Source organism: Variovorax sp. Soil_C_26 (assembly GCF_057657075.1).
The window spans coordinates 548,849-575,007 of sequence record NZ_JBDGJC010000003.1 but is presented as its reverse complement, the minus strand read 5'-3'; the positions used below and the strand labels follow the sequence as shown (position 1 = coordinate 575,007).

At 68.0% G+C, this 26,159-nt stretch carries 29 protein-coding genes; 20 read left to right on the top strand and 9 right to left on the bottom strand.

All coding sequences use genetic code 11. The features are described 5' to 3' along the window. Positions 1-22: 22 nt before the first annotated feature. The 7 genes from hflX to AC3A6G_RS12160 all read left to right on the top strand — a co-directional run bounded on the left by hflX (position 23) and on the right by AC3A6G_RS12160 (position 6,880). A complete protein-coding gene (hflX, locus tag AC3A6G_RS12190) occupies positions 23-1,192 on the top strand; it encodes a GTPase HflX (protein ID WP_487873705.1) in 1,170 nt (389 codons plus the stop codon). 74 nt (positions 1,193-1,266) lie between these two features. Further along, a complete protein-coding gene (hflK, locus tag AC3A6G_RS12185) occupies positions 1,267-2,634 on the top strand; it encodes an FtsH protease activity modulator HflK (protein ID WP_487863898.1) in 1,368 nt (455 codons plus the stop codon). A 19-nt stretch (positions 2,635-2,653) separates the two neighbouring features. Then, positions 2,654-3,556: a protease modulator HflC gene (gene hflC, locus AC3A6G_RS12180; RefSeq protein WP_487858823.1), complete on the top strand. Its 903-nt coding sequence runs from the start codon at positions 2,654-2,656 to the stop codon at positions 3,554-3,556. 16 nt (positions 3,557-3,572) lie between these two features. Next, complete coding sequence (locus AC3A6G_RS12175) at positions 3,573-3,758, top strand: DUF2065 domain-containing protein (RefSeq protein ID WP_487863735.1); 186 nt, start codon at positions 3,573-3,575, stop codon at positions 3,756-3,758. A 64-nt stretch (positions 3,759-3,822) separates the two neighbouring features. Next, positions 3,823-4,983, top strand: coding sequence for an ATP phosphoribosyltransferase regulatory subunit (locus AC3A6G_RS12170; RefSeq protein WP_487873704.1), 1,161 nt, complete (start codon positions 3,823-3,825; stop codon positions 4,981-4,983). Positions 4,984-5,006: 23 nt separating this feature from the next. Then, positions 5,007-6,338: an adenylosuccinate synthase gene (locus AC3A6G_RS12165; RefSeq protein ID WP_487858826.1), complete on the top strand. Its 1,332-nt coding sequence runs from the start codon at positions 5,007-5,009 to the stop codon at positions 6,336-6,338. A 17-nt stretch (positions 6,339-6,355) separates the two neighbouring features. Next, positions 6,356-6,880, top strand: coding sequence for a phosphoribosyltransferase (locus AC3A6G_RS12160; RefSeq protein ID WP_487858827.1), 525 nt, complete (start codon positions 6,356-6,358; stop codon positions 6,878-6,880). A gap of 7 nt (positions 6,881-6,887) precedes the next feature. Here the strand turns inward: AC3A6G_RS12160 and AC3A6G_RS12155 are convergent, their stop codons facing one another. Further along, on the bottom strand, positions 6,888-7,325 hold the full coding sequence (locus AC3A6G_RS12155) for a VOC family protein (protein ID WP_487858828.1): 438 nt from the start codon (positions 7,323-7,325) through the stop codon (positions 6,888-6,890). Positions 7,326-7,413: 88 nt separating this feature from the next. After that, complete coding sequence (locus AC3A6G_RS12150) at positions 7,414-8,277, bottom strand: helix-turn-helix domain-containing protein (RefSeq protein ID WP_487873703.1); 864 nt, start codon at positions 8,275-8,277, stop codon at positions 7,414-7,416. Between the two features lie 41 nt (positions 8,278-8,318). Between AC3A6G_RS12150 and AC3A6G_RS12145 the strand changes: the two genes are divergently transcribed. Continuing rightward, entirely contained in the window at positions 8,319-9,512 is a 1,194-nt protein-coding gene (locus AC3A6G_RS12145) for a PLP-dependent transferase (RefSeq protein ID WP_487873702.1), read from the top strand. Positions 9,513-9,653: 141 nt separating this feature from the next. Continuing rightward, positions 9,654-9,857 carry a hypothetical protein gene (locus AC3A6G_RS12140; protein WP_487858831.1) on the top strand — a complete coding sequence of 68 codons (204 nt, stop codon included), beginning with the start codon at positions 9,654-9,656 and terminating at the stop codon, positions 9,855-9,857. Positions 9,858-9,945: 88 nt separating this feature from the next. On the opposite strand, the gene AC3A6G_RS12135 is transcribed toward AC3A6G_RS12140, so the two are convergent. Beyond that, positions 9,946-10,629 carry an arylesterase gene (locus AC3A6G_RS12135; protein ID WP_487873701.1) on the bottom strand — a complete coding sequence of 228 codons (684 nt, stop codon included), beginning with the start codon at positions 10,627-10,629 and terminating at the stop codon, positions 9,946-9,948. Between AC3A6G_RS12135 and AC3A6G_RS12130 the strand changes: the two genes are divergently transcribed. The 4 genes from AC3A6G_RS12130 (at position 10,628) to rlmB (ending at position 13,697) form a co-directional block, all read left to right on the top strand. Further along, positions 10,628-11,341, top strand: a complete 714-nt coding sequence (locus AC3A6G_RS12130; RefSeq protein WP_487858833.1) for an ABC transporter ATP-binding protein — start codon at positions 10,628-10,630, stop codon at positions 11,339-11,341. The two genes, AC3A6G_RS12135 and AC3A6G_RS12130, sit on opposite strands and share 2 nt — an antisense overlap. A gap of 76 nt (positions 11,342-11,417) precedes the next feature. After that, on the top strand, positions 11,418-11,894 hold the full coding sequence (locus AC3A6G_RS12125) for a ribosomal protein L7/L12 (protein ID WP_487873700.1): 477 nt from the start codon (positions 11,418-11,420) through the stop codon (positions 11,892-11,894). Positions 11,895-11,915: 21 nt separating this feature from the next. Continuing rightward, the gene (locus AC3A6G_RS12120) at positions 11,916-12,908 is read left to right on the top strand and encodes a hypothetical protein (RefSeq protein ID WP_487873699.1); all 993 of its coding nucleotides are present in this window, start codon (positions 11,916-11,918) and stop codon (positions 12,906-12,908) included. Between the two features lie 42 nt (positions 12,909-12,950). After that, complete coding sequence (gene rlmB / locus AC3A6G_RS12115; RefSeq protein WP_487858836.1) at positions 12,951-13,697, top strand: 23S rRNA (guanosine(2251)-2'-O)-methyltransferase RlmB; 747 nt, start codon at positions 12,951-12,953, stop codon at positions 13,695-13,697. 6 nt (positions 13,698-13,703) lie between these two features. On the opposite strand, the gene AC3A6G_RS12110 is transcribed toward rlmB, so the two are convergent. The 4 genes from AC3A6G_RS12110 to AC3A6G_RS12095 all read right to left on the bottom strand — a co-directional run bounded on the left by AC3A6G_RS12110 (position 13,704) and on the right by AC3A6G_RS12095 (position 16,173). Next, the gene (locus AC3A6G_RS12110) at positions 13,704-13,874 is read right to left on the bottom strand and encodes a hypothetical protein (protein WP_487858837.1); all 171 of its coding nucleotides are present in this window, start codon (positions 13,872-13,874) and stop codon (positions 13,704-13,706) included. Positions 13,875-13,967: 93 nt separating this feature from the next. Next, positions 13,968-14,942 carry an aldo/keto reductase gene (locus tag AC3A6G_RS12105; protein ID WP_487873698.1) on the bottom strand — a complete coding sequence of 325 codons (975 nt, stop codon included), beginning with the start codon at positions 14,940-14,942 and terminating at the stop codon, positions 13,968-13,970. Between the two features lie 38 nt (positions 14,943-14,980). Next, complete coding sequence (locus AC3A6G_RS12100) at positions 14,981-15,580, bottom strand: chromate transporter (RefSeq protein ID WP_487873697.1); 600 nt, start codon at positions 15,578-15,580, stop codon at positions 14,981-14,983. Beyond that, the gene (locus AC3A6G_RS12095) at positions 15,577-16,173 is read right to left on the bottom strand and encodes a chromate transporter (protein WP_487858840.1); all 597 of its coding nucleotides are present in this window, start codon (positions 16,171-16,173) and stop codon (positions 15,577-15,579) included. Before AC3A6G_RS12095 ends, AC3A6G_RS12100 begins: the two co-directional genes overlap by 4 nt. A 90-nt stretch (positions 16,174-16,263) precedes the next feature. Here AC3A6G_RS12095 and AC3A6G_RS12090 point away from each other — a divergent pair, with 90 nt between their 5' ends. Further along, a complete protein-coding gene (locus tag AC3A6G_RS12090; protein WP_487873771.1) occupies positions 16,264-17,163 on the top strand; it encodes a YihY/virulence factor BrkB family protein in 900 nt (299 codons plus the stop codon). On the opposite strand, the gene AC3A6G_RS12085 is transcribed toward AC3A6G_RS12090, so the two are convergent. After that, the gene (locus AC3A6G_RS12085) at positions 17,160-17,714 is read right to left on the bottom strand and encodes a DUF924 family protein (protein ID WP_487863742.1); all 555 of its coding nucleotides are present in this window, start codon (positions 17,712-17,714) and stop codon (positions 17,160-17,162) included. The two genes, AC3A6G_RS12090 and AC3A6G_RS12085, sit on opposite strands and share 4 nt — an antisense overlap. Before the next feature lie 105 nt (positions 17,715-17,819). On the opposite strand from AC3A6G_RS12085, the gene AC3A6G_RS12080 reads away from it, so the two are divergent. The 5 genes from AC3A6G_RS12080 (at position 17,820) to AC3A6G_RS12060 (ending at position 22,676) form a co-directional block, all read left to right on the top strand. Then, positions 17,820-18,269, top strand: a complete 450-nt coding sequence (locus tag AC3A6G_RS12080; protein WP_487858842.1) for a CHRD domain-containing protein — start codon at positions 17,820-17,822, stop codon at positions 18,267-18,269. A gap of 130 nt (positions 18,270-18,399) precedes the next feature. Beyond that, positions 18,400-19,542, top strand: coding sequence for a patatin-like phospholipase family protein (locus tag AC3A6G_RS12075; protein ID WP_487873770.1), 1,143 nt, complete (start codon positions 18,400-18,402; stop codon positions 19,540-19,542). 85 nt (positions 19,543-19,627) lie between these two features. Next, entirely contained in the window at positions 19,628-20,635 is a 1,008-nt protein-coding gene (locus AC3A6G_RS12070) for a tripartite tricarboxylate transporter substrate binding protein (protein ID WP_487873696.1), read from the top strand. 46 nt (positions 20,636-20,681) lie between these two features. Further along, positions 20,682-21,155: a tripartite tricarboxylate transporter TctB family protein gene (locus AC3A6G_RS12065; protein ID WP_487873695.1), complete on the top strand. Its 474-nt coding sequence runs from the start codon at positions 20,682-20,684 to the stop codon at positions 21,153-21,155. A gap of 18 nt (positions 21,156-21,173) precedes the next feature. After that, positions 21,174-22,676: a tripartite tricarboxylate transporter permease gene (locus AC3A6G_RS12060; protein WP_487858846.1), complete on the top strand. Its 1,503-nt coding sequence runs from the start codon at positions 21,174-21,176 to the stop codon at positions 22,674-22,676. On the opposite strand, the gene AC3A6G_RS12055 is transcribed toward AC3A6G_RS12060, so the two are convergent. Further along, entirely contained in the window at positions 22,660-23,610 is a 951-nt protein-coding gene (locus tag AC3A6G_RS12055; RefSeq protein ID WP_487873694.1) for a bifunctional helix-turn-helix transcriptional regulator/GNAT family N-acetyltransferase, read from the bottom strand. The genes AC3A6G_RS12060 and AC3A6G_RS12055 overlap by 17 nt on opposite strands. 167 nt (positions 23,611-23,777) lie before the next feature. On the opposite strand from AC3A6G_RS12055, the gene AC3A6G_RS12050 reads away from it, so the two are divergent. Further along, positions 23,778-26,144, top strand: a complete 2,367-nt coding sequence (locus tag AC3A6G_RS12050; RefSeq protein ID WP_487863746.1) for a YgiQ family radical SAM protein — start codon at positions 23,778-23,780, stop codon at positions 26,142-26,144. The last annotated feature ends 15 nt before the right edge of the window (positions 26,145-26,159 follow it).

Genomic DNA, 26,159 nt, shown 5'->3' with positions numbered 1-26,159 from the left:
TTTTTCCTTATTGAATTCCCGCTTGTCTGATCTGAACTCCCGCCAGGAAGGCGCCGCCGTTCTCGTCGGTGTCGATTTCGGGTTGCCCCATTTCGACAGTGAACTCGAGGAACTCGGCCTGCTCGCGCAGACCGCAGGCCTCGAGCCCGTTACCCGTCTCGTCTGCAAGCGCAAGGCCCCCGACGCGGCACTCTTCGTCGGCAGCGGCAAGGCCGACGAGATCAAGGAGCTGGCCGCCATGCACCGCGCGAGCGAGGTCATCTTCGACCAGTCGTTGAGCCCGGCGCAGCAGCGCAATCTCGAACGCCAGCTCGACGTCGCGGTGTACGACCGCACCTTTCTCATCCTCGAGATCTTCGCCCAGCGTGCACGCTCGCACGAAGGCAAGCTGCAGGTCGAACTGGCCCGGCTGCAGTACCTGAGCACGCGCCTCGTGCGCCGCTGGTCCCACCTCGAGCGCCAGACCGGCGGTGCCGGCGTGCGCGGCGGCCCGGGCGAGAAGCAGATCGAGCTCGACCGCCGGATGATCAACGAGTCGATCAAGCGCACGCGGGACCGGCTCGCCAAGGTGCAGAAGCAGCGCGGCACCCAGCGCCGCCAGCGCGAGCGCCGCGAGACCTTCAACATCTCGCTGGTGGGCTACACCAACGCGGGCAAGTCGTCGCTCTTCAATGCGCTGGTCAAAGCCCGTGCGTACGCGGCCGACCAGCTCTTTGCGACGCTCGACACGACCACGCGCAACCTCTACCTGGGTGACGCCGGCCGCAAGGTGTCGATCTCCGACACGGTGGGCTTCATTCGCGACCTGCCGCACGGCCTTGTCGATGCGTTCAAGGCCACGCTGCAGGAGGCCGTCGATGCCGACCTGCTGCTGCACGTGATCGATGCCTCCAACCCCCATTACCCCGAGCAGATGGCCGAGGTGCAATTGGTGCTGCGCGAGATCGGTGCCGACGCCATTCCGCAACTTCTGGTGTTCAACAAGCTCGACGCCCTTGAAAGCGGGCAGCATCCGCTGCATCTGCAGGACGAAATGGAAATCGACGGCGCACAGGTCCCCCGCATCTTCCTGAGCGCACGAAGCGGCGAGGGCTTGCCCCTGCTGCGCACCGAACTGGCGCGTCGGTCGGGTTCGCTCGACGCTACGATGACCCCAGAAGCGGACACTGAATTGCACGGTGACGCCCATTGATTGGGCACAATCCCGCCACTGACAAGAGAACGAAGCGAATGAATGCAAAGCCAGCGTGGAGTGGGTTTCTGGGCATGTTCAACCTGAACGATGGCCGGTGGGGGCGTGGCGACGAGCCGGCCTCCGGTGGCGATCGCCCGAGCGGCAACCGGCCTCCCGACGCAGACCCACCGGGTGTACCTCCGCCCCCGCCTTCGGGCAACAACAACAACGGCAACCGCCCTCGCGGCCAGGGGCCGAACCAGGGCCCGCCGGACCTCGACGAACTGTGGCGCGACCTCAACCGCAAGCTTGGCGGCTTCTTCGGCGGCAAGGGCGGCGGCGGGGGGCGTTCCAGCGGCCCGAGCGGCGGTGGCGGCAATGGCTACCGGCCCGACATGAAGAATGCGGGCTTCGGCATCGGACTCGTCGCCGTCGTGGCGCTTCTCATCTGGCTCGGCACCGGCTTCTTCATCGTGAACGAAGGCCAGCAGGCCGTGATCACGCAGTTCGGTAGCTACAAGACGACCGTGGGCGCCGGCTTTAATTGGCGGCTTCCGTATCCGATCCAGCGCCACGAGGTGGTGGTGGTCACGCAGATCCGCTCGACCGACGTGGGCCGCGATGCGATCGTGCGCTCCACGGGCCTGCGCGAGTCGGCCATGCTGACCCAGGACGAGAACATTGTCGAGATCAAGTTCGCGGTGCAATACCGCTTGAGCGATGCGCGGGCTTATCTGTACGAAAGCAAGTCGCCTGCTGAAACCGTCGTGCAGGTCGCGGAGACCGCCGTGCGCGAGGTGGTGGGCAACATGAAGATGGACGCGGCGCTGGCCGAGGAACGCGACCAGATCGCGCCGCGCGTGCGCACGCTGATGCAGACCATTCTCGACCGCTACAAGGTCGGCGTCGAAGTCGTCAACATCAACCTGCAGCAGGGCGGTGTGCGTCCGCCCGAGCAGGTGCAGGCGGCTTTCGACGACGTGCTCAAGGCCGGCCAGGAACGTGAGCGTGCCAAGAACGAGGCGCAGGCCTATGCCAACGACGTGGTGCCGCGCGCAACGGGTACCGCTTCGCGCCTCCAGGAAGAATCCGAGGCCTACAAGGCGCGCATCGTTGCGCAGGCGCAGGGTGATTCCGGCCGCTTCGCCGCGGTGCTGGCCGAGTACCAGAAGGCCCCGCAGGTCACGCGCGACCGCATGTACACCGACGCGATGCAACAGATCTACGCCAGCACCACCAAGGTGCTGGTCGACACCAAGCAGGGCTCGAACCTGCTGTACCTGCCGCTCGACAAGCTCATGCAGCAAAGCGGCGGCAACCAGGCCGTCACGCCGGTCGATGCCGCCAGCCCCAGCGTGGCCGGCACGGCGCCGCCGCAATCGTCGGTGATCCCGGTGGCGCCCACTTCGGGCGACAACCGAGCCCGCGACGGCCGCTCGCGCGACCGCGACGTGCGTTGAACAGGCCAGGAAGAAGAACATGAACAGAATCGGATTCATCGCCTCGTCGTTCCTCGTGCTGCTGTTGCTGCTGAGCTCCACGCTCTTCGTGGTCGACCAGCGGCAATTCGGCGTGGTGTACGCGCTCGGCGAGATCAAGCAGGTCATCACCGAGCCCGGCCTCAACTTCAAGATGCCGCCGCCGTTCCAGAACGTGTCTTACATCGACAAGCGCCTGCTCACGCTCTCGAGCCTCGAGACCGAGCCGATGCTCACGGCCGAGAAGCAGCGCGTGGTGATCGATTGGTACGTGCGCTGGCGCATCACCGACCCGCAGGCCTACATCCGCAATGTGGGGCTCGACGAAAACGCGGGCGCGATGCAACTCAACCGCGTGGTGCGCAATGCCTTCCAGGAAAACATCAACAAGCGCACCGTGCGCGACCTGATTTCGTCGCGCCGCGAAGAACTCATGACCGACGTGCAGCGCGAGGTGCTGGCCGTGGTGAAGGGCGCCAAGCCCTGGGGCGTGGACGTGGTGGACGTGCGCATAACGCGCGTCGACTATGTCGAGGCCATCACCGAGTCGGTCTACCGCCGCATGGAGGCCGAGCGCAAGCGCGTGGCCAACGAGTTGCGCTCGACCGGCTACGCAGAGGGCGAAAAGATCCGCGCCGACGCCGATCGCCAGCGCGAAGTCACCGTGGCCAATGCCTACCGCGACGCGCAGAAGATCAAGGGTGAGGGCGATGCGCAGGCGGCCGCGATCTACAGCGATGCGTTCGGCCGCGATCCGCAGTTCGCGCAGTTCTACCGCAGCCTCGAGGCCTACAAGCAGAGCTTCAACAAGAAGAGCGACGTGATGGTGGTCGACCCGTCGTCCGACTTCTTCCGCGCCATGCAGAGCGCCGGCACGCCGGCAGGCAACGCGCCGCGCCGCTGATCCGGCGTCCCGGGTCGTGAGCGCCGAGACGTTCTGGAGCGCGCTGGCGCTGGTGCTGGTGATCGAGGGCATCCTGCCCCTCGTTTCACCGGGCGGTTGGCGCCGCGGCTTCGGACAGCTCATGCAGTTGCGCGACGGCCAGCTGCGCTTCTTCGGTCTCTGCAGCATCCTGCTCGGACTCGTTCTGCTCCTGATTTTCTAGGGCTTGTGGCCGGGCCCCGGCGCCGCCCCGGTAGAATCCCGGTTTAACCACGCCCCCGATCCTCATGTCCGCCTGGGTCCTCCCGGATCACATTGCCGATGTGCTGCCCTCCGAGGCGCGCCACATCGAAGAACTTCGACGCCAGCTGCTCGATACCGCCCGTGGCTATGGCTACGAGCTGGTGATGCCGCCGCTGCTCGAGCACCTCGAGTCGCTGCTGTCGGGCACCGGCGAGGCGCTCGATCTCCAGACCTTCAAGCTCGTCGACCAGTTGTCGGGCCGCAGCATGGGCCTTCGGGCCGACACCACGCCCCAGGTGGCGCGCATCGATGCCCACCTGCTCAATCGCGAAGGCGTGGCGCGACTGTGCTACTGCGGACCGGTCCTGCACACGCGGCCCGATCGTCCGCATGCCACGCGCGAGCCGCTGCAGTTCGGTGCCGAGATCTACGGCCATGCCGCCCTCGAGGCCGACACCGAGATCCTGCTGCTGGCGCTCGACTGCCTGCAGGCTTCGGGCCTGGACGACGGCCTCATCGTCGACCTGGCCGATGCACGCATCGTGCGCGCGCTGTTCGCGGGCGTGCCTGCCGATGGCGCTGCGCTGGCGCGCGTGCATGCGGCGCTGGTCGCCAAGGACGCGAGCGAGCTGCATGCGCTCACGCGCGATTTCCCGGCCGCCTCCCGCGACGGACTGCGCGCGCTGGTCCAGCTGTACGGCGACGCCGCCGTGCTCGACGAGGCCGCAAAGGCGCTCAAGGCCATCCCCGCGGTCGATGCAGCGCTGGCCGGGCTGCGGCAGCTGGCCGCCAGCCTGAACGGCCATACCGGCCGGCAGATCAGTTTCGACCTGGCCGACCTGCGCGGCTATGCGTACTACAGCGGCATGCGCTTCGGCATCTACGCGCCCGGCGCAGCCGATGCGCTGGTGCGTGGCGGGCGCTACGACGAGGTCGGCGCCGTGTTCGGCCGCAACCGTCCGGCCGTGGGCTTCAGCCTCGACGTGCGCGAGCTGGTCGGTGTGCTGCCGGCACGGCCGCTGCGCGCCGCGATCCGTGCGCCCTGGAGCGACGCGGCCGGCCTGCACGAGGCCATCGCCGGCCTGCGCCGCGCCGGCGAGGTCGTGGTCTGCGTGCTGCCGGGCCACAGCAGCGAAATCGATGAATTCCATTGCGACCGCGAGCTCGTCGAGCAAGCGGGGCAGTGGCGGGTACTGGCCATCTGAATCTTTGAAGTAATGGAACGAGCATGAGCGTAACCACCGGAAGAAACGTCGTCGTCGTCGGCACCCAATGGGGCGACGAGGGCAAGGGCAAGCTGGTCGACTGGCTGACGGAAAGCGCCCAGGGCGTGGTCCGCTTCCAGGGCGGCCACAACGCGGGCCACACGCTGGTCATCAACGGCGTGAAGACGGCGCTGCACCTGATCCCGAGCGGCATCATGCGTCCGGGCGTCAAGTGCTACATCGGCAACGGCGTGGTGCTTTCTGCCGCCAAGCTGTTCGAGGAGATCGAAGGGCTCGAGAAGGTCGGCGTCGAGGTGCGTTCGCGCCTGCGCATCAGCGAGGCCTGCCCGCTGATCCTGCCGTTCCATGCCGCGCTCGACATCGCACGCGAGACCTACCGCGAAAAGGGTGGCGTCGAGAAGATCGGCACCACCGGCCGCGGCATCGGCCCGGCCTACGAGGACAAGATCGCACGCCGCGCGCTGCGCGTGCAGGACCTGAAGCATCCCGAGCGCTTCGCCACCAAGCTGCGCGTGCTGCTCGACTTGCACAACCACGTGCTGACGCAGGTGCTGGGCGCACCCGCGGTCGACTTCGACGAGGTGTTCGACGAGGCGATGCGCCACGCGGTGCTGCTCAAGCCGATGATGGCCGACGTCTCCCGCGAGCTGAACGACGCGAACAAGGCCGGCGCCAACCTGCTGTTCGAAGGTGCGCAGGGCACGCTGCTCGACGTGGACCACGGCACCTACCCGTACGTCACGTCGAGCAACTGCGTCGCGGGCAACGCGGCCGCGGGTTCGGGCGTCGGCCCGGGCATGCTGCACTACATCCTCGGCATCACGAAGGCCTATTGCACGCGCGTTGGCGGCGGTCCGTTCCCGACCGAACTCGACTGGGCCACGCCGGGCACGCCGGGCTACCACATGAGCACCGTGGGCGCCGAGAAGGGGGTGACCACGGGCCGCAGCCGCCGTTGCGGCTGGTTCGATGCCGCGCTGCTCAAGCGCTCGGCCCAGGTCAACGGCCTGTCGGGCCTTTGCATCACCAAGCTCGACGTGCTCGACGGACTCGAGAAGCTCGAGCTGTGCACCGGCTACGAACTCGACGGCGAGAAGACCGACATCCTGCCGATGGGCGCGGACGAGATCGAGCGCTGCACGCCGATCTACGAGACGCTCGAAGGCTGGAGCGAAAGCACCGTGGGCGTCACGCAGTTCGACAAGCTGCCGGTCAATGCGCGGCTCTACCTGCAGCGCATCGAGCAGATCACCGGCGTGCCGATCCACATGGTTTCGACCAGCCCGGATCGCGACCACACCATCATGATGCGTCACCCCTACCTGGCCGACTGAAGAGGAACCCAAGAATCATGTTGACCGAAGACGGCAAGCATCTCTACGTCAGCTACGACGAGTACCACAACCTGATCGAGAAGCTCGCGATCAAGGTGCACCAGTCGGGCTGGGAGTTCGACACCATCCTCTGTCTCGCGCGCGGGGGCATGCGCCCGGGCGACGTGCTGTCGCGCATCTTCGACAAGCCGCTGGCCATCATGTCAACGAGCTCCTACCGCGCCGACGCCGGCACGGTGCAGGGCCACCTCGACATCGCCCGCTTCATCACCACGCCCAAGGGCGAGATCGCGGGACGGGTGCTGCTGGTCGACGACCTGGCCGACTCGGGCCACACGCTGCATGCGGTGATGGACATGCTGCGCAACAACTACAAGCCGATCACCGAACTGCGCAGCGCGGTGCTCTGGACCAAGGCCTTGTCGACCTTCACGCCCGACTACTCGGTCGAGTACCTCGCGACCAACCCCTGGATTCATCAGCCTTTCGAAGGCTACGACTCGCTCGGCCCCGAGAAGCTGCTCGAGAAGTGGTCGGTCTGAGCGTTCTCTAGAACATGGCGGTGTAGCGCCGCTGCATCTCTTCGGGCGTGAGCTTCTCGATGCTGTGGCCCACGTTCCAGCGATGGCCGAAGGGGTCGCGAAACACGCCCGAGCGCTCGCCATAGAACTGATCCTGCGGCGCCATGTCGAGCGTGGCGCCGGCCGCGACCGCGCGCGCCACAACGGCATCGGCGTCGTCCACGTGCAGGTGCAGCGTCACGGCGCTGCCGCCCAGCGTCTTCGCGCTGCGGATGTTGTATTCGGCGAACTCGTCCGAGATCATCAGGATCGCGCCATTGTGGAAGTCGAGTTCGGCATGGCCGATGCGGCCGCTGGGTTCTGTGAGCCGGAAGATCTCCTTGACTTCGAAGGCCTCGCAATAGAAGTCGATGGCCGCTGCGGCATTGTCGACACAGAGGTACGGAAAGAGTTCGTGGATCGCCATGGCATGTTCCGTTCGGGTGATGGGATCGACGATTCTGGCCGCTGCCGCATGCGCCGTCTTGAACGAAATTGACCTGCCCTGCAGGCGCTCAGATTCGCACATGCCGCGACGACACCGGCGCCGCGCGCCGGTATGCCTCTGGCCCGATGCCGGCGGTCGCGAGAAATTCTCGGCTGAAATGCGACTGATCGCTGTATCCGGCATCCAGTGCCAGCGCCACCCATGGCTGGGCAGGGTCCTGCGCGAACCGATCGATGACCCGATTGAAGCGCAGCATCCGCGCGTACTGCTTGGGTGCCATGCCTGCCATGCCGCGAAACAGCGCGATGAAGCGTCGATGGCTGTAGCCGCTTTGCTGCACCAGGTCGCGGATGGCGCGCGGTTGCGTGCCGGACAGGCCGGCCAGTGCATAAGCTACCGCCGGGTGCAGGCCTGGCAGGGCAGAAGCGGACAGGCGCGCACGCAGCAGGGCATCGAGGATGGCAAGCTGGCGCGCCAGCGAATCGGCGCCGTGCAGTTGCTCGAGTGCGAAACTGGCGTCTGAGCCCCAGAGCGCGTCGAGCGGCGTGTGGCATTCGGCGAGCGCGTCCTCGGGGACGCCGAGCAGTGCCCGGGCGGCACCCGGTTGAAGCATCACGCCGACCGAGCGGGTCTCGACGGACACGTCGCGCACGAAAAAAGCGGAACGGGCCCCGCCCACCATGGCGTAGCCGACGGTGTAGCCGTGCGCATCCGCCTCGTTGCGGAACAGGCGCAGCGGAGGGCCGTCGAGACGGAACACCAGGTGCATGCCCCCGGTCGGCAGCACGTGCTCGCGTGCGCCCGGCTGCTCGGCCACGGCGGCGGGAGCCGAGGCCCACATCAGCCGCACGCAATGTTGCAGGCCTGGCGAGGGGCGTGCCGTCAGCATGCGCGATGCCGCGGGTTCGATCGAAAACACGCTGTTGCCCATCGGCGCATTGTGCGGCGGAATGCCGCGCTAGCATCGGGGCCATGAGCAAGCCCTCCACGACCCTGATCCACCATCCCTACGCGCCGCCCGCCAGCTTTGCCGCGCCGCAGCCCGGCATCTACAAGGCCTCGACCGTGTTTTTCGCCGACGTCGCTGCGATGCGGGCCCGCGACTGGAAGACCAAGGCTGGCTACACCTATGGCCTGCATGGCACGCCGACCACCTTCACGCTCGAGGAGCGGCTCGCGACGCTCGAGGGCGGCACCGAAACCCTGCTGGTCCCGAGCGGCCTCGCGGCCATCTCGCTGGTGGCCTTCGCGTTCCTCAAGAGCGGCGACGAGGTGCTGATCCCCGACAACGCCTATGGTCCCAACAAGGCGCTGGCCACCGGCGAACTCGCGAACTTCGGCATCACGCATCGCCTCTACGACGCAATGAACCCGGCCGACCTGGCGGCCAAGATTTCCGACCGCACCCGGCTCGTCTGGGTCGAGGCGGCGGGCTCGGTGACGATGGAGTTCCCCGACCTGCCGGCGCTCGTGGGGGCCTGCCGCGCGCGTGGCGTGCTCACGGCGCTCGACAACACCTGGGGCGCGGGCCTGGCCTTTGCGCCCTTCGATCTCGGCGGCAGCGGGCAGGGCGTGGACATCTCGGTGCATGCGCTCACCAAGTACCCGAGCGGCGGCGGCGACGTGCTCATGGGCAGCGTGACCACGCGCGACGAGCGGCTGCACCGCGCGCTCAAGCTCACGCACATGCGCCTGGGCTTCGGCGTGGGCGTGGGCGACGTCGAGACGCTGCTGCGCTCGCTGCCGAGCGTGGGCCTGCGCTACGCCGCGCACGACCGCGCCGCGCGCGAGCTGGCACGCTGGCTGGCCGACCGCGCGGAGATCGCCCAGGTGCTGCATCCGGCGCTCGAAGGATCGCCGGGCCATGCGAACTGGCGTGCGCTGTGCGGCGCTTCCGACCTCGCCGCCGGACTGTTCTCCGTCGTGTTCGACGCACGCTTCAGCAACGAGCAGGTCGACCGTTTCTGCGACAGCCTGACGCTGTTCAGGCTCGGCTATTCGTGGGGCGGGCCGATCAGCCTCGTGGTGCCGTACGACATCGGCCTGATGCGCGACGCCAGCGTGGCACGCTGGCCGTACAAGGGCACGCTCGTGCGCTTCTCGGTCGGGCTAGAGGACGTCGAGGACCTGCGCGCCGACCTGGCGCAGGCGCTGGCGAAGATGTAGGCTGGCGCGGGCTCCAGCCGGCTTTGCAAGGTGTGTTCGAGTTCGAAACACCGGCCCGCCGGGTGTCTTGAGTCGGCCGCGATATCGCTTACAGTAGGCCACGCGCAGTCACTTTGACTGCCTTCGCCTCAAGGAGATGCAGTGGCAACACCAAATTACGGCTACGAAAAGCGCCAGAAAGAGCTGGCCAAGAAGAAAAAGAAGGAAGAGAAGCTCCGCGAAAAGGCGAATCGCAAGCTCTCTCCCAGCAGTGAAGGGCTGGCACCCGGCGATCCGGAGACCGACGTGGCCTCGCTCGAACGCGATCCTCCCACGATCCCCGAGCTGCCCACCAAGAACGGCTGACCCGTTGCGTCACCCCCGCCCTAAAAGCCGCCGCTGGCCCGTGCCCGCGGCGGTTTTTTTTGGGCTGCGCCGCGTCCGCCGGGCCGGGCTACTTCGATGCGAGCAGCAGCTTGCGCAGTTCGGGCCAGACGTTGTCGAGCAGTTGCGGCTGCGCCGTGGCGTTGGGGTGGATGCGGTCGGCCTGGAACAGCGCGAGCGCGTCGGGGGCATCGGCCACGCCCTTGAGCAGGAAGGGCACCAGCGGCGACTGGGTCGCGCTGGCCACCTTGCCGAACACCGCCTCGAAGCGGCGCGTGTAGTCGCCGCCGTAGTTCGGCGGCACCTGGATGCCGACGATCAGCACCTTGGCGCCGGCCGCCTGCGCGGCCTTGGTGATGTGCAGCAGGTTGTCTTCGGTGCTTTGCAGCGGCAGGCCGCGCAGCGCATCGTTGGCGCCGAGCTCGAGCACCACATGCGTCGGCTTGTGCTGCGCCAGCAGCGGCGCGAAGCGGGCGCGCCCGCCCGAGGTGGTGTCGCCGCTGATGCTCGCATTGACCACCGTGGCGGCGATCTTCTGTTCGGCCAGCCGCTTCTCGAGCAGGGGCACCCAGCCCTCGCCGCGCTTGAGGCCGTACTCGGCGGAGAGCGAATCGCCGAGCACCAGGATCACCGGCTTGCGAGCGGCTGCGGTGCGCGCGGGCTGGGCCTGCGCCACGGTCCAAGTCCCTGCGCTGCCGACGGCGCCGGCGGTCAAGATAAAGTCACGTCGATTCAAAACGAAAAGCCTTTCCATGTCCCAACCCCCGTCTGATGCCATTGTCGCCGTCGAGCATGTGTTCAAGTCCGTCACGGATTCGACCGGCACGCTGGATATTCTGCAGGACATCGATTTCACCCTGGGCGTGCGGGAGACCGCCGCCATCGTGGGCGCGTCGGGTTCCGGCAAGAGCACGCTGCTGTCGATCATCGCCGGGCTCGACACACCGACCCGCGGCACGGTCCGGCTCGCGGGCGACGACATCTTCGCCATCGACGAGGACGAGCGCGCCGCGCTGCGCGCCCAGCGCGTGGGCTTCGTGTTTCAGAGCTTCCAGCTGCTCGGCAACCTGAGCGCACTCGAAAACGTCATGCTGCCGCTCGAGCTGGCCGACCGCAAGGATGCACGCAAGGCGGCCACCGAAATGCTCGGCCGCGTCGGCCTCGGCCAGCGCCTCGGCCACTATCCGAAGGTGCTGTCGGGCGGCGAGCAGCAGCGCGTCGCACTGGCCCGGGCCTTCGTCGTGCAGCCGGCGCTGCTGCTGGCCGACGAGCCCACCGGCAGCCTCGACTTCGCGACCGGCGAGCAGGTCATGCGCCTGATGTTCGACCTCAACCGCGAGCTCGGCACAACGCTGGTGCTCGTCACCCACGACCGCGGCATCGCGGCCCAGTGCGAGCGCCGCATCACCATCGAGGCCGGCCGCGTGAGCCACAACGAAAAGACCGCCGACGCCGGCAGGCTCTGATGAGCCCCCGCGGCGCGGTGCAGGGTGGCCGCGCGCACGACGACAACCACAACGACAACGACAAGAGGAGATTTCCATGACGGACGAACTTCCCCCCGAAGCGCGGCTTGCGCTGGAGCGCGGCAACATCATCGAGGCGATCAAGGTCGTGCGCGACCGCACGGGCCTGGGCCTCAAGGAGTCCAAGGACCTCGTCGAGCGTCATGCCGGCCACATGCCTGCCGATTCGCAGGCGCCGGCCGGCGGATTCAGCGGGCCCATGGGCGGCGGCCCGCCGGTCGTTCCGGCCGCAGCCGCTGCGGCCCTGGCCCAAGGCCGCAAGGTCGATGCGGTGAAGATCGTGCGCGAGGCCACCGGTCTCGGTCTGGCCGAGACGCTGAAGCTCATCGAAGGCCATCTGAAGGGACAGCGGGGCGGTGCGGGTGCGCCCGGCGGCGCCTTCGATCCGATGGCCGAACCGGGGCGCGTTGCTTCGGGTGGCGGCAAGGTCTGGCTGGTGATCGTCATCGCGCTTGCGGTGCTGGCCGTGGGCTTTCTCTTCGCGGGCGCCTGAAGAAGCCGTGAACGGGTCGCGATGATCGTTCCGCAGTTCTGGGCCGAAGGCCGCATCCAGCAGATCGTCGACGGCAAGCAGCTCACCGTGCGCCGCTTCGGCTGGTCCGACGACAGCCCGCTGGCTGCGCAGGCCCATGCCGACGCACGCACGCGCGAGGCCTTCGAGCGCATCGCCGCTGGCGAGACGCTCGAGCGCCGCGAACGCAAGCGCGCCTACAACGGTGCCAACGGCATGCCGATTCGCGAGCAGATCCTCGAACGCCATGGCGAGGACATCGTCACGCGCAACGGCTATGGCGCGCGCTGCCTCAACACGCCCGACGTGCTGTTCGTCGACGTCGATTTCGAGGCGCCGCAGCCGGGCGGCGCGCGCGGGTTCACAGTGATCGGCGCGGCGCTGATCGGCGTGCTGGTCACAGGCTTCGCGTCGGGCTCGTGGATCGCTGCGGCGGCAGCGGGTATGGCGATCGCCGCGATCGGCTTCTGGCGCCTGCGCGCCGAGGGCCTGCGCGCCAGCGAGCCGAAGGGCGATGAAGGCGATCCGCTCGCTGCGGCGCGGGCGCGCATCGATCGCTTCATCCACCAGCATCCGCAATGGCACCTGCGGCTCTACCGCACGCCGTCGGGGCTGCGGGCGCTCGCCATGCACGACGTCTTTGCGCCGTCGGACCATGCGGTCACCGACGTCTTCCAGACACTGGGTGCCGACAAGGTCTATGCGCGCATGTGCCGCAATCAGAACTGCTTTCGCGCCCGGCTGACCGCGAAGCCGTGGCGCATCGGCATCGGCGAGCACATGCGCCCGCAGCCGGGCGTCTGGCCCGTGGCGCCGGACAAGCGCGCACTGCGCGACGCCTGGGTCGCACGCTACGAGCAGGTGGCCGAACGCTATGCGGCCTGCGCGTACATCGAGAGCGTGGGCAGCGTTGCGCAGGCGCATCCGCGCGCACTCGCGGTGCAGCAGCTGCACGATGCGCTCACGCGCGCCGACAGCGGCCTGCCGATTGCCTGAGGCACGCGCGCGGGGTCGCCGGGCGGCAGGGATAATTGGGGCATGTCTTCTCCCAAAGTGATCTTCGGCTTCCATGCCGTGGGCGTGCGCATCAAGACCGCGCCGAAATCGGTGCTCGAAGTGATGTTCGACGCCAGCCGGCGCGATGCGCGCATGAAGCAGTTCATCGCGCGCGCCCAGGAGGCCGGCGTGCGGCTCGTCGAGGCCGACGGCCTGCGGCTCGCCAAGCTCAGCGGCAGCCATGGCCACCAGGGCGTGGTGGCGCGGGTCGACCCCGTGGCGCAGGTCCGCTCTCTCGACGAGCTGCTCGAAGGGCTCGAAGAGGCCGGTACCGTGCCGCTGCTGCTGGTGCTCGACGGCGTGACAGATCCGCACAACCTCGGCGCCTGCCTGCGCGTGGCCGACGGCGCGGGCGCGCATGCGGTCATTGCACCCAAGGACCATGCGGCAGGCATCAATGCCACCGTGGCCAAGGTCGCGAGCGGCGCGGCCGAGACCGTGCCGTATTTCATGGTGACCAATCTCGCGCGCACGCTCAACGAGCTCAAGGAACGCAGCATCTGGTGCGTCGGCACGAGCGACGATGCGCCCGGGACGCTCTACCAGAGTGATTTCAAAAGGCCGCTCGCGCTGGTGCTGGGTGCCGAGGGCGAGGGCATGCGCCAGCTCACGCGCAAGACCTGCGACGAGCTGGTCAGCATCCCGATGGCCGGTGCCGTCGAGAGCCTGAACGTCTCGGTGGCGAGTGGGGTTTGCCTCTACGAGGCGCTGCGGCAACGCAGCGCCTGAGCCCCGTCAGGACGGGTCTTTGCTGCGCGTGCGCGCCACGGCGCTGAAGATGCCGATTCCGAGCAGGATCAGCGCGCCGATGCCGATGTAGAGCGTTGGCACGCCGGCGACCGATGCGCCCCAGGCGATACCGCCGAGGAAGATCAAAAAGCCGACCATGTAGAGCGCGAAAGACATGCTTGTTTCCCCGAAAGCTTTGATGCCTCGCAGTATCCCGATGCGCGCCGCGGCCTGACCCGGCCGTCGTCGCCAGTCGGTGTGGGAACTTGCCTACTGATGAGCTTCGGTGGTCTCGGCGCTGGCCCGGTCCAGCATCTCGATGGTGCCGGCATCGAGCTTGAGCTGCGTCGCGACCACCAGTTCGTCCAGTTGCGCGATCGAGGTCGCGCTCGCGATCGGCGCCGAGATCGAAGGCCGCGCGATCTGCCAGGCGATAGCTACCTGTCCCGGCTTGGCGTTGTACTGCTGCGCCACCTTGTCGAGCGCCTCCAGGATGCGAAGGCCGCGCGGATTCAGGTACTTCTGCGTGGTGCTGGCACCGCGCGCGCTCTTGGCGGCATCGGCCTCGGTGCGGTACTTGCCCGTCAGGAAGCCGGCCGCGAGGGCGTAGAAATTGACCACGCCGATCTCGCGCTGCACGCACAGCGGCTCGAGCGCATCCTCGAACGCCGCGCGGTCATAGAGGTTGTAGAGCGGCTGCAGGCTTTCGTAGCGCGCGATGCCGAGCCGCTCCGACACGTCGAGTGCCTCGGCCAGCCGCGGTGCCGTGTAGTTCGAGGCGCCGATGGCGCGTACCTTGCCCTCCTTGATGAGCGCGTCGAAGGCGCCGAGCGTGTCTTCGAGCGGCGTCGCGGCATCGTCGTCGTGCGCCTGGTACAGGTCGATGTAGTCGGTCTGCAGGCGCTGGAGCGAGGCTTCCACGGCCTCGCGGATATAGGCTGGCGAGAGGCCCGACTTGCCGTCGCCCATCGGCTTGCCGACCTTGGTGGCCAGCACCACGCGGCTGCGCTTGCCGCTCTGGCGGAGCCACTTGCCGATGATGGTTTCCGATTCGCCGCCGGTGTGGCCCGGCACCCAGCGCGAATAGACGTCGGCGGTGTCGACCAGGTTGAAGCCGGCCTCGACCCAGGCATCAAGCAACTTGAACGAAGCCGCCTCGTCGACCGTCCAGCCGAACACGTTGCCGCCGAAGGCGAGCGGCGAAACCAGGAGGCCGGAGCGGCCGAGCGAGCGGAGTTGCGTCATGGGTGTGTCCTGAAGAAGAAGGCAGAAAGCGATGAAGATCAGACGAAGCCTACGGCACCGAGCAGCGCACCTGCACCGAGCAGCCACAGCAGGTGGACGCGCGTGCGCCAGACGATGAGCGCGGCCACCGCGGTCAGCAGCCACAGGTGCCACGCGGGCGCGCCGCCGGCCGGGTTGCCGGCCGCCAGCACCCAGCCGGTGGCAATCAGCAGGCCCACCACCACCGGCGCCATGCCCTGCTTGAAGGCCCGCACGCCGCGCCGCTCGCGGTTGCGGTGGCCCCAGCGCGTGGCCAGGTAGGTCAGCGTGGTGCTCGGCAGCATGATGCCCACCATGGTGACCGTCAGCCCGAACAGCCCTAGCAGCCAGGCGAACGGGCCGGCGCCGATGCCGCCGCCAGCATTGAGCCCGACGTTCCAACCCATCAGCGCGACGAAGAGCACGTTGGGCCCCGGCGCCGCCTGTGCGATCGCCACCGAGGAGCTGAACTGCGCGTCGTTGAGCCAGCCGTGCTGCGTGACGAGGTAGCGGTGCATGTCGGGCACCGTGGTGATCGCGCCGCTGATCGACAGCAGCGACAGCAGCAGGTATTGGCCGAAGAGCGCGAGCCAGTCGTGCCATTGCATCGCGATCGTCATGCGGCGATCTTTCGCCAGGTCCAGGCGCATGCCACGCCGCCCACCGCCAGAAGCACCCAGCCGAGCGGAATCTTGAGCAGGGCGATGGCGCCGAACACCACCGCCACGAAGCCCAGGCAGGCGCCGAAGCCGAGCGGATGCCTGCGCAGCTGCGGAATCAGCTTGATGCCGGTGGCGGCGATCAGCCCGCCCGAGACCGCGCCCATGCCGCGCAACGCGCCGGCGACCTGCGGGTTGGCCGCATAGTGCGCGTAGAGCACGGCCAGCACCAGGATCACCACGAGCGGCACCGCGAGCATGCCGGCCACTGCGGCCACCGCGCCGCGCAGGCCGAAGTAGCGGTCGCCGATCATCAGCGCGAGGTTGATCACGTTCGGCCCCGGCATGACCTGGGCCACGGCCCAGTCCTCGAGGAACTGCTCGGGCGTGAGCCAGCGCTTCTTCTCGACCATCTCGCGCTGCACGATGGCGAGCACGCCACCGAATCCCTGCAGCGCCAGCCAGGTGAAGGAAACGAAAAGGTCGCGTGGCGACTGCGGTTGCGCAGGGGATGCGGGTGGTGGCGGCGCCGCGCCGGAGGGGGACGGATGCATGTGAATGGGATTATCGTAGCCCTGCCTGCAGGCTGCTGGGGAGCGGACTGACAGGCGTCGACAACTCACCCAGGGAGAATCACCAAGATGATGCCAATCCGCGCACTTTTCGATCTTTGCAAGCAGGCCTTCGCGTCGTGGTCGAACGACTATGCGCCGAGCATGGGCGCCGCGCTCGCCTACTACACCGTGTTCTCAATAGCGCCGCTGCTCCTGATCGTCATTTCGGTGGCAGGACTGGTGTTCGGCGAGGAGGCCGCGCGCGGCGAGATCTTCGCGCAGCTCGCGGGGCTCATGGGCGAGCAGGGCGCTGCCGCGGTGCAGGGCATGCTGCAGGCCGTGAACAAGCCGACCGAAGGCGTGGTGGCCACCGTGCTGGGCATCGGCCTGCTGGTGGTCGGCGCGACCACCGTGTTCGGCGAACTGCAGGACGCGCTCGACCGCATCTGGCGTGCGCCCGCGCGCGCCAAGAGCTCGGGTCTGTTCAACCTGGTGCGCGTGCGGCTGCTGTCGTTCAGCATGATCATGGGCATCGGCTTCCTGCTCATCGTGTCGCTGGTCGCGAGCGCGGCGCTGGCTGCGCTGAGCAAGTGGTGGTCGCCGGTGTTCGGCGCCTGGGCCACGCTGGCGCAGGCAGTGAACTTCGCCTTCAGTTTCGCGATGGTCACGGTGATCTTCGCGATGATCTACAAGATCATGCCGCGGGCGAAAGTGCAGTGGCGTGACGTCTGGATTGGGGCCGCGGCCACGGCGATGCTGTTCACGATCGGCAAGCACCTCATCGGCCTCTACATCGGCAAGAGCAGCGTCGCCTCGGGCTACGGCGCGGCGGGTTCGCTGGTGGTGGTGCTGGTGTGGGTGTATTACTCGGCGCAGATCTTCCTGCTCGGGGCAGAGTTCACCTGGGTCTATGCCAAGACCTACGGATCGCGCCGCCACGACAAGGCCGACGCGCCTGCCAGCGCGTCGCCGAGCCGCTCGGGCACCTAACCTGCGAAGCCGCCTTCGTCGAGGAAGCGCTGCTCTTCGGGCGTGCTTTCGCGCCCGAGCATGCGGTTGCGGTGCGGAAAGCGGCCGAAGCGCTCGATGATGTCGCGGTGCAGCACCGCGAAGCGCTGCGTGTTCGCATCGAGGGCGGCATTGAGCTCGACCGAGCGCGCCTGGTCCGCGGGCGACTCCGAATGCATGAACGGCAGATAGAAGAAGCGCCTGAGCGCGTCGTCGACCGCGCGATCGAAGCCGTCGTCGATGGCCCGACGCGCGACGTCGAGCGCCTTGTCGTCGGTGGCCACCATGCGCGCCTCGCCGCGCCAGGTGTTGCGCGGAAACTGGTCGAGCAGCACCAGCAGCGCGAGCGCGCCTTCGGCATCGTGCAGCCAGCCGTCGAGCTGCCCGGCGGCGGCCGCTTCATGGGCGGCGAGGAAGCGTTCGCGGAATGCGGCATCGAAGGCCGCATCCTTGGCGAACCAGCGTTCGGGCCCCGCATCGCGCCAGAAGTCGACGATGTCGCGGGCCGAGGGGAGGGAGGCAGAAGGGTTCATGGCCGCATTCTCCTTCGGTTGAAAAAGTCGCGGTGGTGGCCGACATGCGCTCGTGGCGGCGCTGCCTATGCTGTAGCGGTTTTCATCATTCCAGGAGATCGACACATGAACCGATATGGCACCCTTTTGCGCGCGACCCTCGTTGCCGGCGTGGCCAGTGCCGCCTTGGCGGGCTGCGGAATGATGTCGCGGTCGAACGTCGCGAGCTTCAGCGGCACGATGAATGCCGCCAGCGAAGTGCCGCCCAACATGACGCGCGGCAGCGGCCTGGCCGAGGCCTGGCTCAACCGGGACACCAACGTCCTGAAATACAAGATCACCTACACCGGCCTCAGCGGGCCGGCCACCGCAGCGCACTTCCACGGACCGGCCACCGCCGGCGCCAACGCCGGCGTGGTGCTGCCCTTTGCCAATGCGGCCAGCCCGATCGAGGGCCAGGCCACGCTCACGCCGGCGCAGGCCGCCGACCTGATCGCGGGCAAGTGGTACGCCAACATCCACACCGCCGCCAACCCGGCCGGCGAGATCCGCGGGCAGATGCTGCCCAAGATGTAGCAGCGCCCGCAAGGCTCGGCTGCGGCGCCGGCGCTGGTGTCCAATGCACCGCATGACCCCCCGCAAGCCGAAGCCCCGCACCACCGCTCGCCAGCCCGTCATCGATCCGTTCCGCGGCCGCCGCGAGGACATGCGCGCCGCGCGCAAGGCACTGGTGTTGCAGGGCGGCGGCGCGCTCGGCGCCTACCAGGCCGGCGTGTATGCCGCGCTGAGCGAGACCGACCTGCAGCCGCACTGGATCGCCGGCGTCTCGATCGGCGCCATCAACGCGGCGCTGATTGCCGGCAATGCGCCGGGCCGCCGCGTCGAGCGGCTGCGCGAGTTCTGGCACCTGGTGGCGTCCGGTCCCGCGCAGCGCCTGCCGCCGTGGCTCGGCGACCGCGCCACGCAGAACCAGTGGAGCGCGGCGATGGCCGTGCTGGTGGGCATTCCCGGCTTCTTCGAACCGCGCTATTCGCCTTCTCTGCTGCTGGGCGCCGCGGCGCCGCTGCTGAGCTACTACGACACCGCGCCGCTGCGGCAAACGCTCGAGCGCCTGGTGGACTTCGACCGCATCAACGCGCGCGAAGCGCGCTTCAGCGTGGGCGCGGTCGACGTGCGCACCGGCAACTCGGTCTACTTCGACAACACGCGCCACCGCATCGGTCCCGAGCACATCATGGCGAGCGGTGCGCTGCCGCCGGGCTTCGCGCCGGTGTGCATCGACGGCGAGCACTACTGGGACGGTGGCATCGTCTCGAACACCCCGCTGCAGTACGTGCTCGACGTGCATCCGCGCTCCGAGCCGCTGGTGGTGCTGCAGGTCGACCTGTTCAGCGCGCGCGGCGAAATACCGCGAACGCTTTCGGGCGTGCTGGAGCGGCAGAAGGACATCACCTACTCCAGCCGCACCCGGCTGAACACCGACGCACTGGCGGCCAACGTGAACCTGCAGCAGGCGATCGCGGACCTGATCGCCAGGCTGCCTGCGCACCTGCGCGACGATCCCTCCGTGCGCGCGGTGCAGGCCGGGCTCACGCACGAGCCGATCGACATCTTCCACCTGATCTACCGCGACAAGCCCTACGAGCGCGAGTCGAAGGACTACGAGTTCTCGCGCGCCGCGGTCGAGGAGCACTGGGAGGCCGGCGTGCGCGACATGCGCCGCACACTCGCGCACCCCGAGACGCTGCGCAGCGATGCCACGGTCAACGGCGTGACCACTTTCGACTTCTGCGAGCCAGGCGTCGAACGCGTCAAGCGGCCCGGCCTGGTGCGCACAAGGGATGGTTGACCCTAATGTCTCCGGCGGGCGAAACGTGAGAAAACCGGTTTCCGTTCAATCGTCATACCAATGACCTCGACAGGAGACAACCGCCATGCGTGCCCGTCCAGCCCGTTTCTTCTCCCGACGCTCCTTCGTGACCCATGCCGCCGGCGTCGCCGCGGGGCTCGCCCTGTTTGCCGCGGCGGCCCCCGCGGCCGCCCAGGCCTACCCGAGCCGCCCGGTCACGCTGATCGTGCCCTGGGGCGCGGGCGGCGGCACCGATGCCACGGCGCGCATCATCGCGAGCCTGCTTGAAAAGGAGCTCGGCCAGCCGTTCACGGTGGTGAACCGCACCGGCGGCAACGGCGTGGTGGGCCATGCGGCCATCGCCGCGGCAGCCCCCGACGGCTACACCATCGGCATGGCCACGGTCGAGATCGGCATGATGCATTGGCAGGGCCTCACGCAGCTGACGAGCGCCTCGTACACGCCCATCGGCCTGGCCAACCTCGACCCCGCCGGCATCCAGGTCGGTGCCGATGCGCCATACAAGACGGTGGCCGACCTGCTCACCGCCATCAAGGCGAACCCGGGCAAGCTGAAAGCCTCGGGCACGGGGCAGGGCGGCATCTGGCACCTCGCGATCGCGGGGCTGCTGCGCGACCAGAAGATCGACCCCGCGGCGGTGCCCTGGGTGCCGAGCAACGGCGCCGCGCCGGGCCTGCAGGACGTGGTGGCGGGCGGCGTCGCGATCGCACCGGTGTCGCTGCCCGAGGCGCGTTCGCTGATCGATGCCGGCAAGGTCAAGAGCCTCGCGATCATGAGCGACAAGCCCTCGGCGCTGTACCCCAACGTGCCCACACTCAAGTCGGCCATCGGCAGCGACTGGTCGATGGCGGCGTGGCGCGGCATCGTCGCGCCCAAGGGCCTGCCCAACGACGTGCGCGACAAGCTCGCGGCCGCGCTCAAGAAGGTGGTGGCCAGCAAGGACTACACCGACTTCATGGCCTCGCGCGGCTTCGGCGTGATCTATGCCGGGCCCGACGAGTTTGCCGCCTACATGGCGAAATCCGATGCCGAACTCGGCGCGACGATGAAGGCAGTGGGCATCGTCAAGTGAGCGCCCTGCGCAGCGTGGCCGCGCCGGGCACGGGGGCCCTGGCGCGATGAAGTTCAACGATGCCGTCTTCGGACTGGTCCTGCTCGTGCTCGGCGGGCTGGTGCTCGCTGTGGTGCGGGGCTTTCCCGGCATGGCGGGCCAGCAGTTCGGGCCCGCGCTCTTTCCGGGGCTGATCGCCGCGGGGCTGTGCGTCTGCGGTGTGCTTCTGCTGGCGAAGGGCTGGCGCGAGCGCCGAACCGTCGCCTGGGTGCGGCTCGGCGCCTGGACGGCCTCGCCGCGCCATGTGCTCGCGGTGGCGCTGGTCATCGGCGCCGTGCTGTTCTACATGCTGCTGTCCGAGCGCGTCGGCTTCCTGCCGATCGCCGCGATCCTGCTGCTCGCGTTGATGCTGGTCATGCGGGTGCCGCCAGCGCGTGCGCTGCTGATCGCCGTCGTCGCGGCGCTCGTGATCCACACCGTGTTCTACAAGCTGCTGCGCGTTCCTCTGCCCTGGGGCGTGCTGATGCCCATCGCCTGGTAACCACCGAAAGCAACCTCCATGTCGGCAGCCCTCTTGCAGGCTTTCTCGATGGTGTTCGAGCCCTATACGCTCCTCGTGATGGTGCTGGCGGCGCTCTATGGCCTCTTCGTCGGCGCGGTGCCGGGACTGTCGGCCACCATGGCCGTCGCGCTGCTGGTGCCCGTGACCTTCTTCATGCAGCCGATCCCCGCGATCGCGGCCATGGTGACGGCCACCGCGATGGCGATCTTCTCGGGCGACATACCGGGCTGTCTGTTGCGCATTCCGGGCACGCCGGCTTCGGCGGCCTACACCGACGAGGCCTTCGCGATGACGCGCAAGGGCATGGCCGAGACCGCGCTCGGTGCGGGGCTGGTTTTTTCGGCCGTGGGCGGGCTCTTCGGCACCGTGGTGCTGATCGTCGCTGCACCGGCGCTCGCCGATTTCGCGCTCAACTTCAGTTCGTTCGAGTACTTCTGGCTCGTGCTGCTGGGCCTGACCTGCGCGGTGTTCATCACCTCCGACCGGCCTCTCAAGGGCATGGTCACGCTGCTGCTGGGCTTGCTCGTGGCCTGCGTGGGGCTCGGCAATCCCGCGGGCTTTCCGCGCTTCACCTTCGGCAATGCCGAGATGACCGGCGGTATCGGCATGATCCCGATGATGATCGGCATGTTCGCCGTGTCGGAAGTGATCCGCTTCGCTGTCGACACGCGGCCACCGGGCGAGATCATGGTCGACAAGGTGGGCCGCGTGCTTGCGGGCCAGTGGGCGCTGGCGAAGAAGTACCCGGTGCAGATCCTGCGCGGCAGCGTGCTCGGTACCGCGGTGGGCTCGCTGCCGGGCGCGGGGGCCGACATCGCGGCATGGATGTCGTACGCCACGAGCAAGAAGTTCTCGAAGGAACCCGAGAAGTTCGGCACCGGCCACGTGGAGGGCATCGTCGAATCGGGTGCGGCCAACAACAGCGCGCTCGCGGGCGCGTGGATCCCGGCGCTGGTGTTCGGCATCCCGGGCGACTCGATCACCGCCATCGTGATCGGCGTGCTCTACATGAAGAACCTCAACCCGGGACCGACGCTGTTCACGACCAATCCGCAGAACATCTACGCGGTGTTCCTGCTGTTCATCATCGCCAACCTCATCATGATTCCGCTCGGCGTTCTGTGCATCAAGGTGGCCAAGCGGATCCTGCGGGTGCCGCGCAACGTGCTGATGCCGCTGATCCTGCTTTTCTGCATCGTCGGCGCGTTCGCGATCAACAACTCGCTGTTCGACGTCGGCGTGATGCTGGTGGCGGGCATCGTGGCCTACTTGCTCGAGGAAAACGGCTTTCCCGTCGCGCCGGCGATCCTCGGCGTGGTGCTCGGCGGCATGCTCGAGGAGAACTTCATCACCTCGATGATCAAGTCCGACGGGCAGCTCGTCGGCTTCGTGTCGCGCCCGATCGCGGCCTCGCTGGCCGTCGTGGTGGTGCTGGTGTGGCTCGTGCCGGTGTCGAGGTTGCTGTGGCTGCGCAGGCGCCGCGCTACGACGACAGCCTGAGCGACCAGGTCTCGCCCACGAGCTGCTGCCCGAAGCCTTCGTAAGGCTCGGCCTTGTCGAGCTTGAAGCCGCGCTTGGCGTAGATCGCACGTGCGGCAGCTAGGCAGCTGTTGGTCCAGAGCACCATCCTGCGATAGCCCTTCGAACGAGCGAAGGCGATGCATTCGTCGGTCAGGCGCCCACCAAGCCCGAGGCCACGCGCCGACGGTGCCAGCAGCAGCAGGCGCAATTGCGCGGTGAGGGCCGACTTGCGCACCACGAACACCGCGCCCACGCGCTCGCCGTCGAGCTCGGCGATCCAGCATTTCTCCCCCTCGGGCTGGAACTTGCGCACGAACTGCGCCACGACCTCGGCGACCAGCGCCTCGAATGTGGTGTTCCAGCCGTACTCGCGCGCGTACAGCTCGCCGTGCTGCTGCACCACCCAGCCCATGTCGCCGGGCTGCGGATCGCGCAGCACGACGGTACGGGTGCGGACCGGCGCACTGTGGCCCGGATCGAGCAGGCGCTCGATGCGCGCCATGGCCTCTACCACCTGCTGCCGTTCGGGCGGCGGCAGCGGCGCGAGCAGGGCGGCGGCCTCGTCGCGCGACTTCTGCTGCAGTGGCGCGAAGGCCGCATGGCCAGCCTCGGTGAGGCGCAGCACGCTCTGGCGCGCATCGCGCGCGTGGCGTTCGCGCACCAGCCAGCCCGATGCCTCGAAGCGGCGCAGGATGCGGCTCAGGTAGCCCGCGTCGAGGCGAAGGTCGCGCCCGATCTCGCTCGCCACGGGCGTCTCGCGGTGCGCGAGTTCGTAGAGCACGCGCACATCGGTCAGCGACATGTCGCTGCCAAGGTACGGATCGAGCACGCCGATGCGGCCCGTGTAGAAGCGGTTGAAGCGCCGGATCGCCTTGACGGCGGCGGGGTCGGGGGTGGACGCAGATGCCATCATGTTTGCCATTGTCATGTTGATATTTGACTTTGGCAATCGATTGAATGGCCTTGCTGACATTGCGCCAAGCGCGCGCAGCGCGACAGATGTGATGGAAAACCCTAAAATCACCGGTTGCCCATTGCGGCGCCGGCCGACCCGAGCCGCGCGCCGCCCACTTCCCCACGATGAACGCCCCCGTCGACGTCTCCTTTTTCGCGCGTGCCGCCAAGCCGCTGACCAGCTACCGAAAGTACTGGGCCGCGCGTTTCGGTACGGCCAAGTTCCTGCCGACCACGCGCAAGGAGATGGACGCGCTCGGCTGGGACAGCTGCGACATCATCGTGGTGACCGGCGACGCCTATGTCGACCATCCGAGCTTCGGCATGGCCGTGATCGGCCGCATGCTCGAGGCGCAGGGCTTCCGCGTAGGCATCATCGCGCAGCCCGACTGGCAGAGCGCCGAGCCGTTCAAGGCGCTCGGCAAGCCGAACCTGTTCTTCGGCGTGACCGCCGGCAACATGGATTCGATGATCAACCGCTACACGGCCGACCGGAAGATCCGCAGCGACGATGCCTACACGCCCGGCGACGTCGGCGGTGCCCGGCCCGACCGCGCGGCGATCGTGTATTCGCAGCGCTGCAAGGAAGCCTGGAACGACGTGCCGATCGTCCTGGGCGGCATCGAAGGCTCGCTGCGACGCATCGCCCACTACGACTACTGGTCGGACAAGGTGCGCCGCTCCATCGTCGTCGACGCCAAGTGCGACCTGCTGCTGTACGGCAACGCGGAGCGGGCCATCGTCGAGATCGCGCACCGCCTGGCCGCCAAGGAGCCGGTGCAACAGATCACCGACGTCCGCGGCACCGCCTATGTGCGGCGCGAGACGCCCGAGGGATGGTTCGAGATCGACTCCACCAGCGTGGACGAACCCGGCCGCGTCGAGGCGCACGTCAACCCGTACCTGATGGTGTCGGAGCAGGCCAAGGCCAACGGCGCCACCTGCGCGAAGGAAGACGAGGCCGAGGCCGTGGCACGCGCGGCCGAGGCGGGCGCCGCCGTGGTCAACCCCGCGATCAAGCCGCTGACCTTCGTGCCGAACCCTGCCCTGGCGCAGCGCGCCAAGCTCAAGGTGCCGCCGCGCGACCGCAGCGTGATCCGCCTGCCGTCGTACGAGCAGGTGCGCGCCGACCCGGTGCTCTATGCCCACGCCAACCGCGTGCTGCACCTCGAGACCAACCCCGGCAATGCGCGCGCGCTGGTGCAGGCCCACGGCGAGGGCGCCACGGCGCGCGACGTGTGGATCAACCCGCCGCCGATCCCGCTCACCACGGCCGAGATGGACCACGTGTTCGACCTGCCGTACGCGCGCAGCCCGCATCCGCGCTATGCCGACGAGAACGGCAGCCACGACGGCGCGACCAAGATCCCCGCCTGGGAGATGATCCGCTTCAGCGTGAACATCATGCGCGGCTGCTTCGGCGGCTGCACCTTCTGCTCGATCACCGAGCACGAGGGCCGCATCATCCAGAGCCGCTCGGAAGACTCGATCATCAAGGAGGTCGAGGCCATCCGCGATTCGGTCAAGGGCTTCACCGGCACCATCTCCGACCTCGGCGGCCCGACGGCCAACATGTACCGCATCGGCTGCAAGTCGCCGGAGATCGAGTCGGCCTGCCGCAAGCCCAGCTGCGTGTACCCGGGCATCTGCCCAAACCTCAACACCAACCACGATCCGCTGATCAAGATCTACCGCCGTGCGCGTGCGCTCAAGGGCATCAAGAAGATCCTGATCGGCTCGGGCCTGCGCTACGACCTGGCCGTGCAGTCGCCCGAGTACGTGAAGGAACTGGTGCAGCACCACGTCGGCGGCTACCTGAAGATCGCGCCCGAGCACACCGAGCAGGGCCCGCTCACCAAGATGATGAAGCCGGGCATCGGCAGCTACGACAAGTTCAAGCAGATGTTCGAGAAGTACTCGGCCGAGGCGGGCAAGAAGCAGTACCTCATTCCGTACTTCATTGCTGCGCACCCGGGCACGAGCGACGAGGACATGATGAACCTCGCGATCTGGCTCAAGAAGAACGGGTTTCGCGCCGACCAGGTGCAGACCTTCTACCCGAGCCCGATGGCCACGGCCACGACGATGTACCACACCAACAAGAACCCGCTGCGCAAAGTCACGCGCGTGAGCGAGACGGTGGACATCGTGCGCGGCGACAAGCGGCGCCGCCTGCACAAGGCCTTCCTGCGCTACCACGATGCCAACAACTGGCCGCTGCTGCGCGAGGCGCTCAAGGCCATGGGCCGCGCTGACCTGATCGGCAACGGCAAGCATCACCTCATTCCGACCTGGCAGCCGCTGACCGACGGTGGCTACACCAGTGCGCGGCGCAAGAACTCGACCTCTGCGCCTGTGGCGCTCGCGCCTGTCAAGCGGACGTCGGTGAAGCCCTCGAAGGGCCGCATTCTCACGCAGCACACCGGCCTGCCGCCGCGCGACAACGGCAGTGGCGGCAAGCCGGTCAACAAGCCCTCACGCAAGGTGCGTTGATGCGTTGAAGAAGGC

Coding starts and splice junctions, on each gene's coding strand:
- hflK (WP_487863898.1), top strand. CDS start 1,267: ATGTTCAACCTGAACGATGGCCGGTGGGGGCGTGGCGACGAGCCGGCC.
- hflC (WP_487858823.1), top strand. CDS start 2,654: ATGAACAGAATCGGATTCATCGCCTCGTCGTTCCTCGTGCTGCTGTTG.
- AC3A6G_RS12170 (WP_487873704.1), top strand. CDS start 3,823: ATGTCCGCCTGGGTCCTCCCGGATCACATTGCCGATGTGCTGCCCTCC.
- AC3A6G_RS12165 (WP_487858826.1), top strand. CDS start 5,007: ATGAGCGTAACCACCGGAAGAAACGTCGTCGTCGTCGGCACCCAATGG.
- AC3A6G_RS12160 (WP_487858827.1), top strand. CDS start 6,356: ATGTTGACCGAAGACGGCAAGCATCTCTACGTCAGCTACGACGAGTAC.
- AC3A6G_RS12155 (WP_487858828.1), bottom strand. CDS start 7,325: ATGGCGATCCACGAACTCTTTCCGTACCTCTGTGTCGACAATGCCGCA.
- AC3A6G_RS12150 (WP_487873703.1), bottom strand. CDS start 8,277: ATGGGCAACAGCGTGTTTTCGATCGAACCCGCGGCATCGCGCATGCTG.
- AC3A6G_RS12145 (WP_487873702.1), top strand. CDS start 8,319: ATGAGCAAGCCCTCCACGACCCTGATCCACCATCCCTACGCGCCGCCC.
- AC3A6G_RS12130 (WP_487858833.1), top strand. CDS start 10,628: ATGTCCCAACCCCCGTCTGATGCCATTGTCGCCGTCGAGCATGTGTTC.
- AC3A6G_RS12135 (WP_487873701.1), bottom strand. CDS start 10,629: ATGGAAAGGCTTTTCGTTTTGAATCGACGTGACTTTATCTTGACCGCC.
- AC3A6G_RS12125 (WP_487873700.1), top strand. CDS start 11,418: ATGACGGACGAACTTCCCCCCGAAGCGCGGCTTGCGCTGGAGCGCGGC.
- AC3A6G_RS12120 (WP_487873699.1), top strand. CDS start 11,916: ATGATCGTTCCGCAGTTCTGGGCCGAAGGCCGCATCCAGCAGATCGTC.
- rlmB (WP_487858836.1), top strand. CDS start 12,951: ATGTCTTCTCCCAAAGTGATCTTCGGCTTCCATGCCGTGGGCGTGCGC.
- AC3A6G_RS12110 (WP_487858837.1), bottom strand. CDS start 13,874: ATGTCTTTCGCGCTCTACATGGTCGGCTTTTTGATCTTCCTCGGCGGT.
- AC3A6G_RS12105 (WP_487873698.1), bottom strand. CDS start 14,942: ATGACGCAACTCCGCTCGCTCGGCCGCTCCGGCCTCCTGGTTTCGCCG.
- AC3A6G_RS12100 (WP_487873697.1), bottom strand. CDS start 15,580: ATGACGATCGCGATGCAATGGCACGACTGGCTCGCGCTCTTCGGCCAA.
- AC3A6G_RS12095 (WP_487858840.1), bottom strand. CDS start 16,173: ATGCATCCGTCCCCCTCCGGCGCGGCGCCGCCACCACCCGCATCCCCT.
- AC3A6G_RS12090 (WP_487873771.1), top strand. CDS start 16,264: ATGCCAATCCGCGCACTTTTCGATCTTTGCAAGCAGGCCTTCGCGTCG.
- AC3A6G_RS12085 (WP_487863742.1), bottom strand. CDS start 17,714: ATGAACCCTTCTGCCTCCCTCCCCTCGGCCCGCGACATCGTCGACTTC.
- AC3A6G_RS12080 (WP_487858842.1), top strand. CDS start 17,820: ATGAACCGATATGGCACCCTTTTGCGCGCGACCCTCGTTGCCGGCGTG.
- AC3A6G_RS12075 (WP_487873770.1), top strand. CDS start 18,400: ATGCGCGCCGCGCGCAAGGCACTGGTGTTGCAGGGCGGCGGCGCGCTC.
- AC3A6G_RS12070 (WP_487873696.1), top strand. CDS start 19,628: ATGCGTGCCCGTCCAGCCCGTTTCTTCTCCCGACGCTCCTTCGTGACC.
- AC3A6G_RS12065 (WP_487873695.1), top strand. CDS start 20,682: ATGAAGTTCAACGATGCCGTCTTCGGACTGGTCCTGCTCGTGCTCGGC.
- AC3A6G_RS12060 (WP_487858846.1), top strand. CDS start 21,174: ATGTCGGCAGCCCTCTTGCAGGCTTTCTCGATGGTGTTCGAGCCCTAT.
- AC3A6G_RS12055 (WP_487873694.1), bottom strand. CDS start 23,610: ATGATGGCATCTGCGTCCACCCCCGACCCCGCCGCCGTCAAGGCGATC.
- AC3A6G_RS12050 (WP_487863746.1), top strand. CDS start 23,778: ATGAACGCCCCCGTCGACGTCTCCTTTTTCGCGCGTGCCGCCAAGCCG.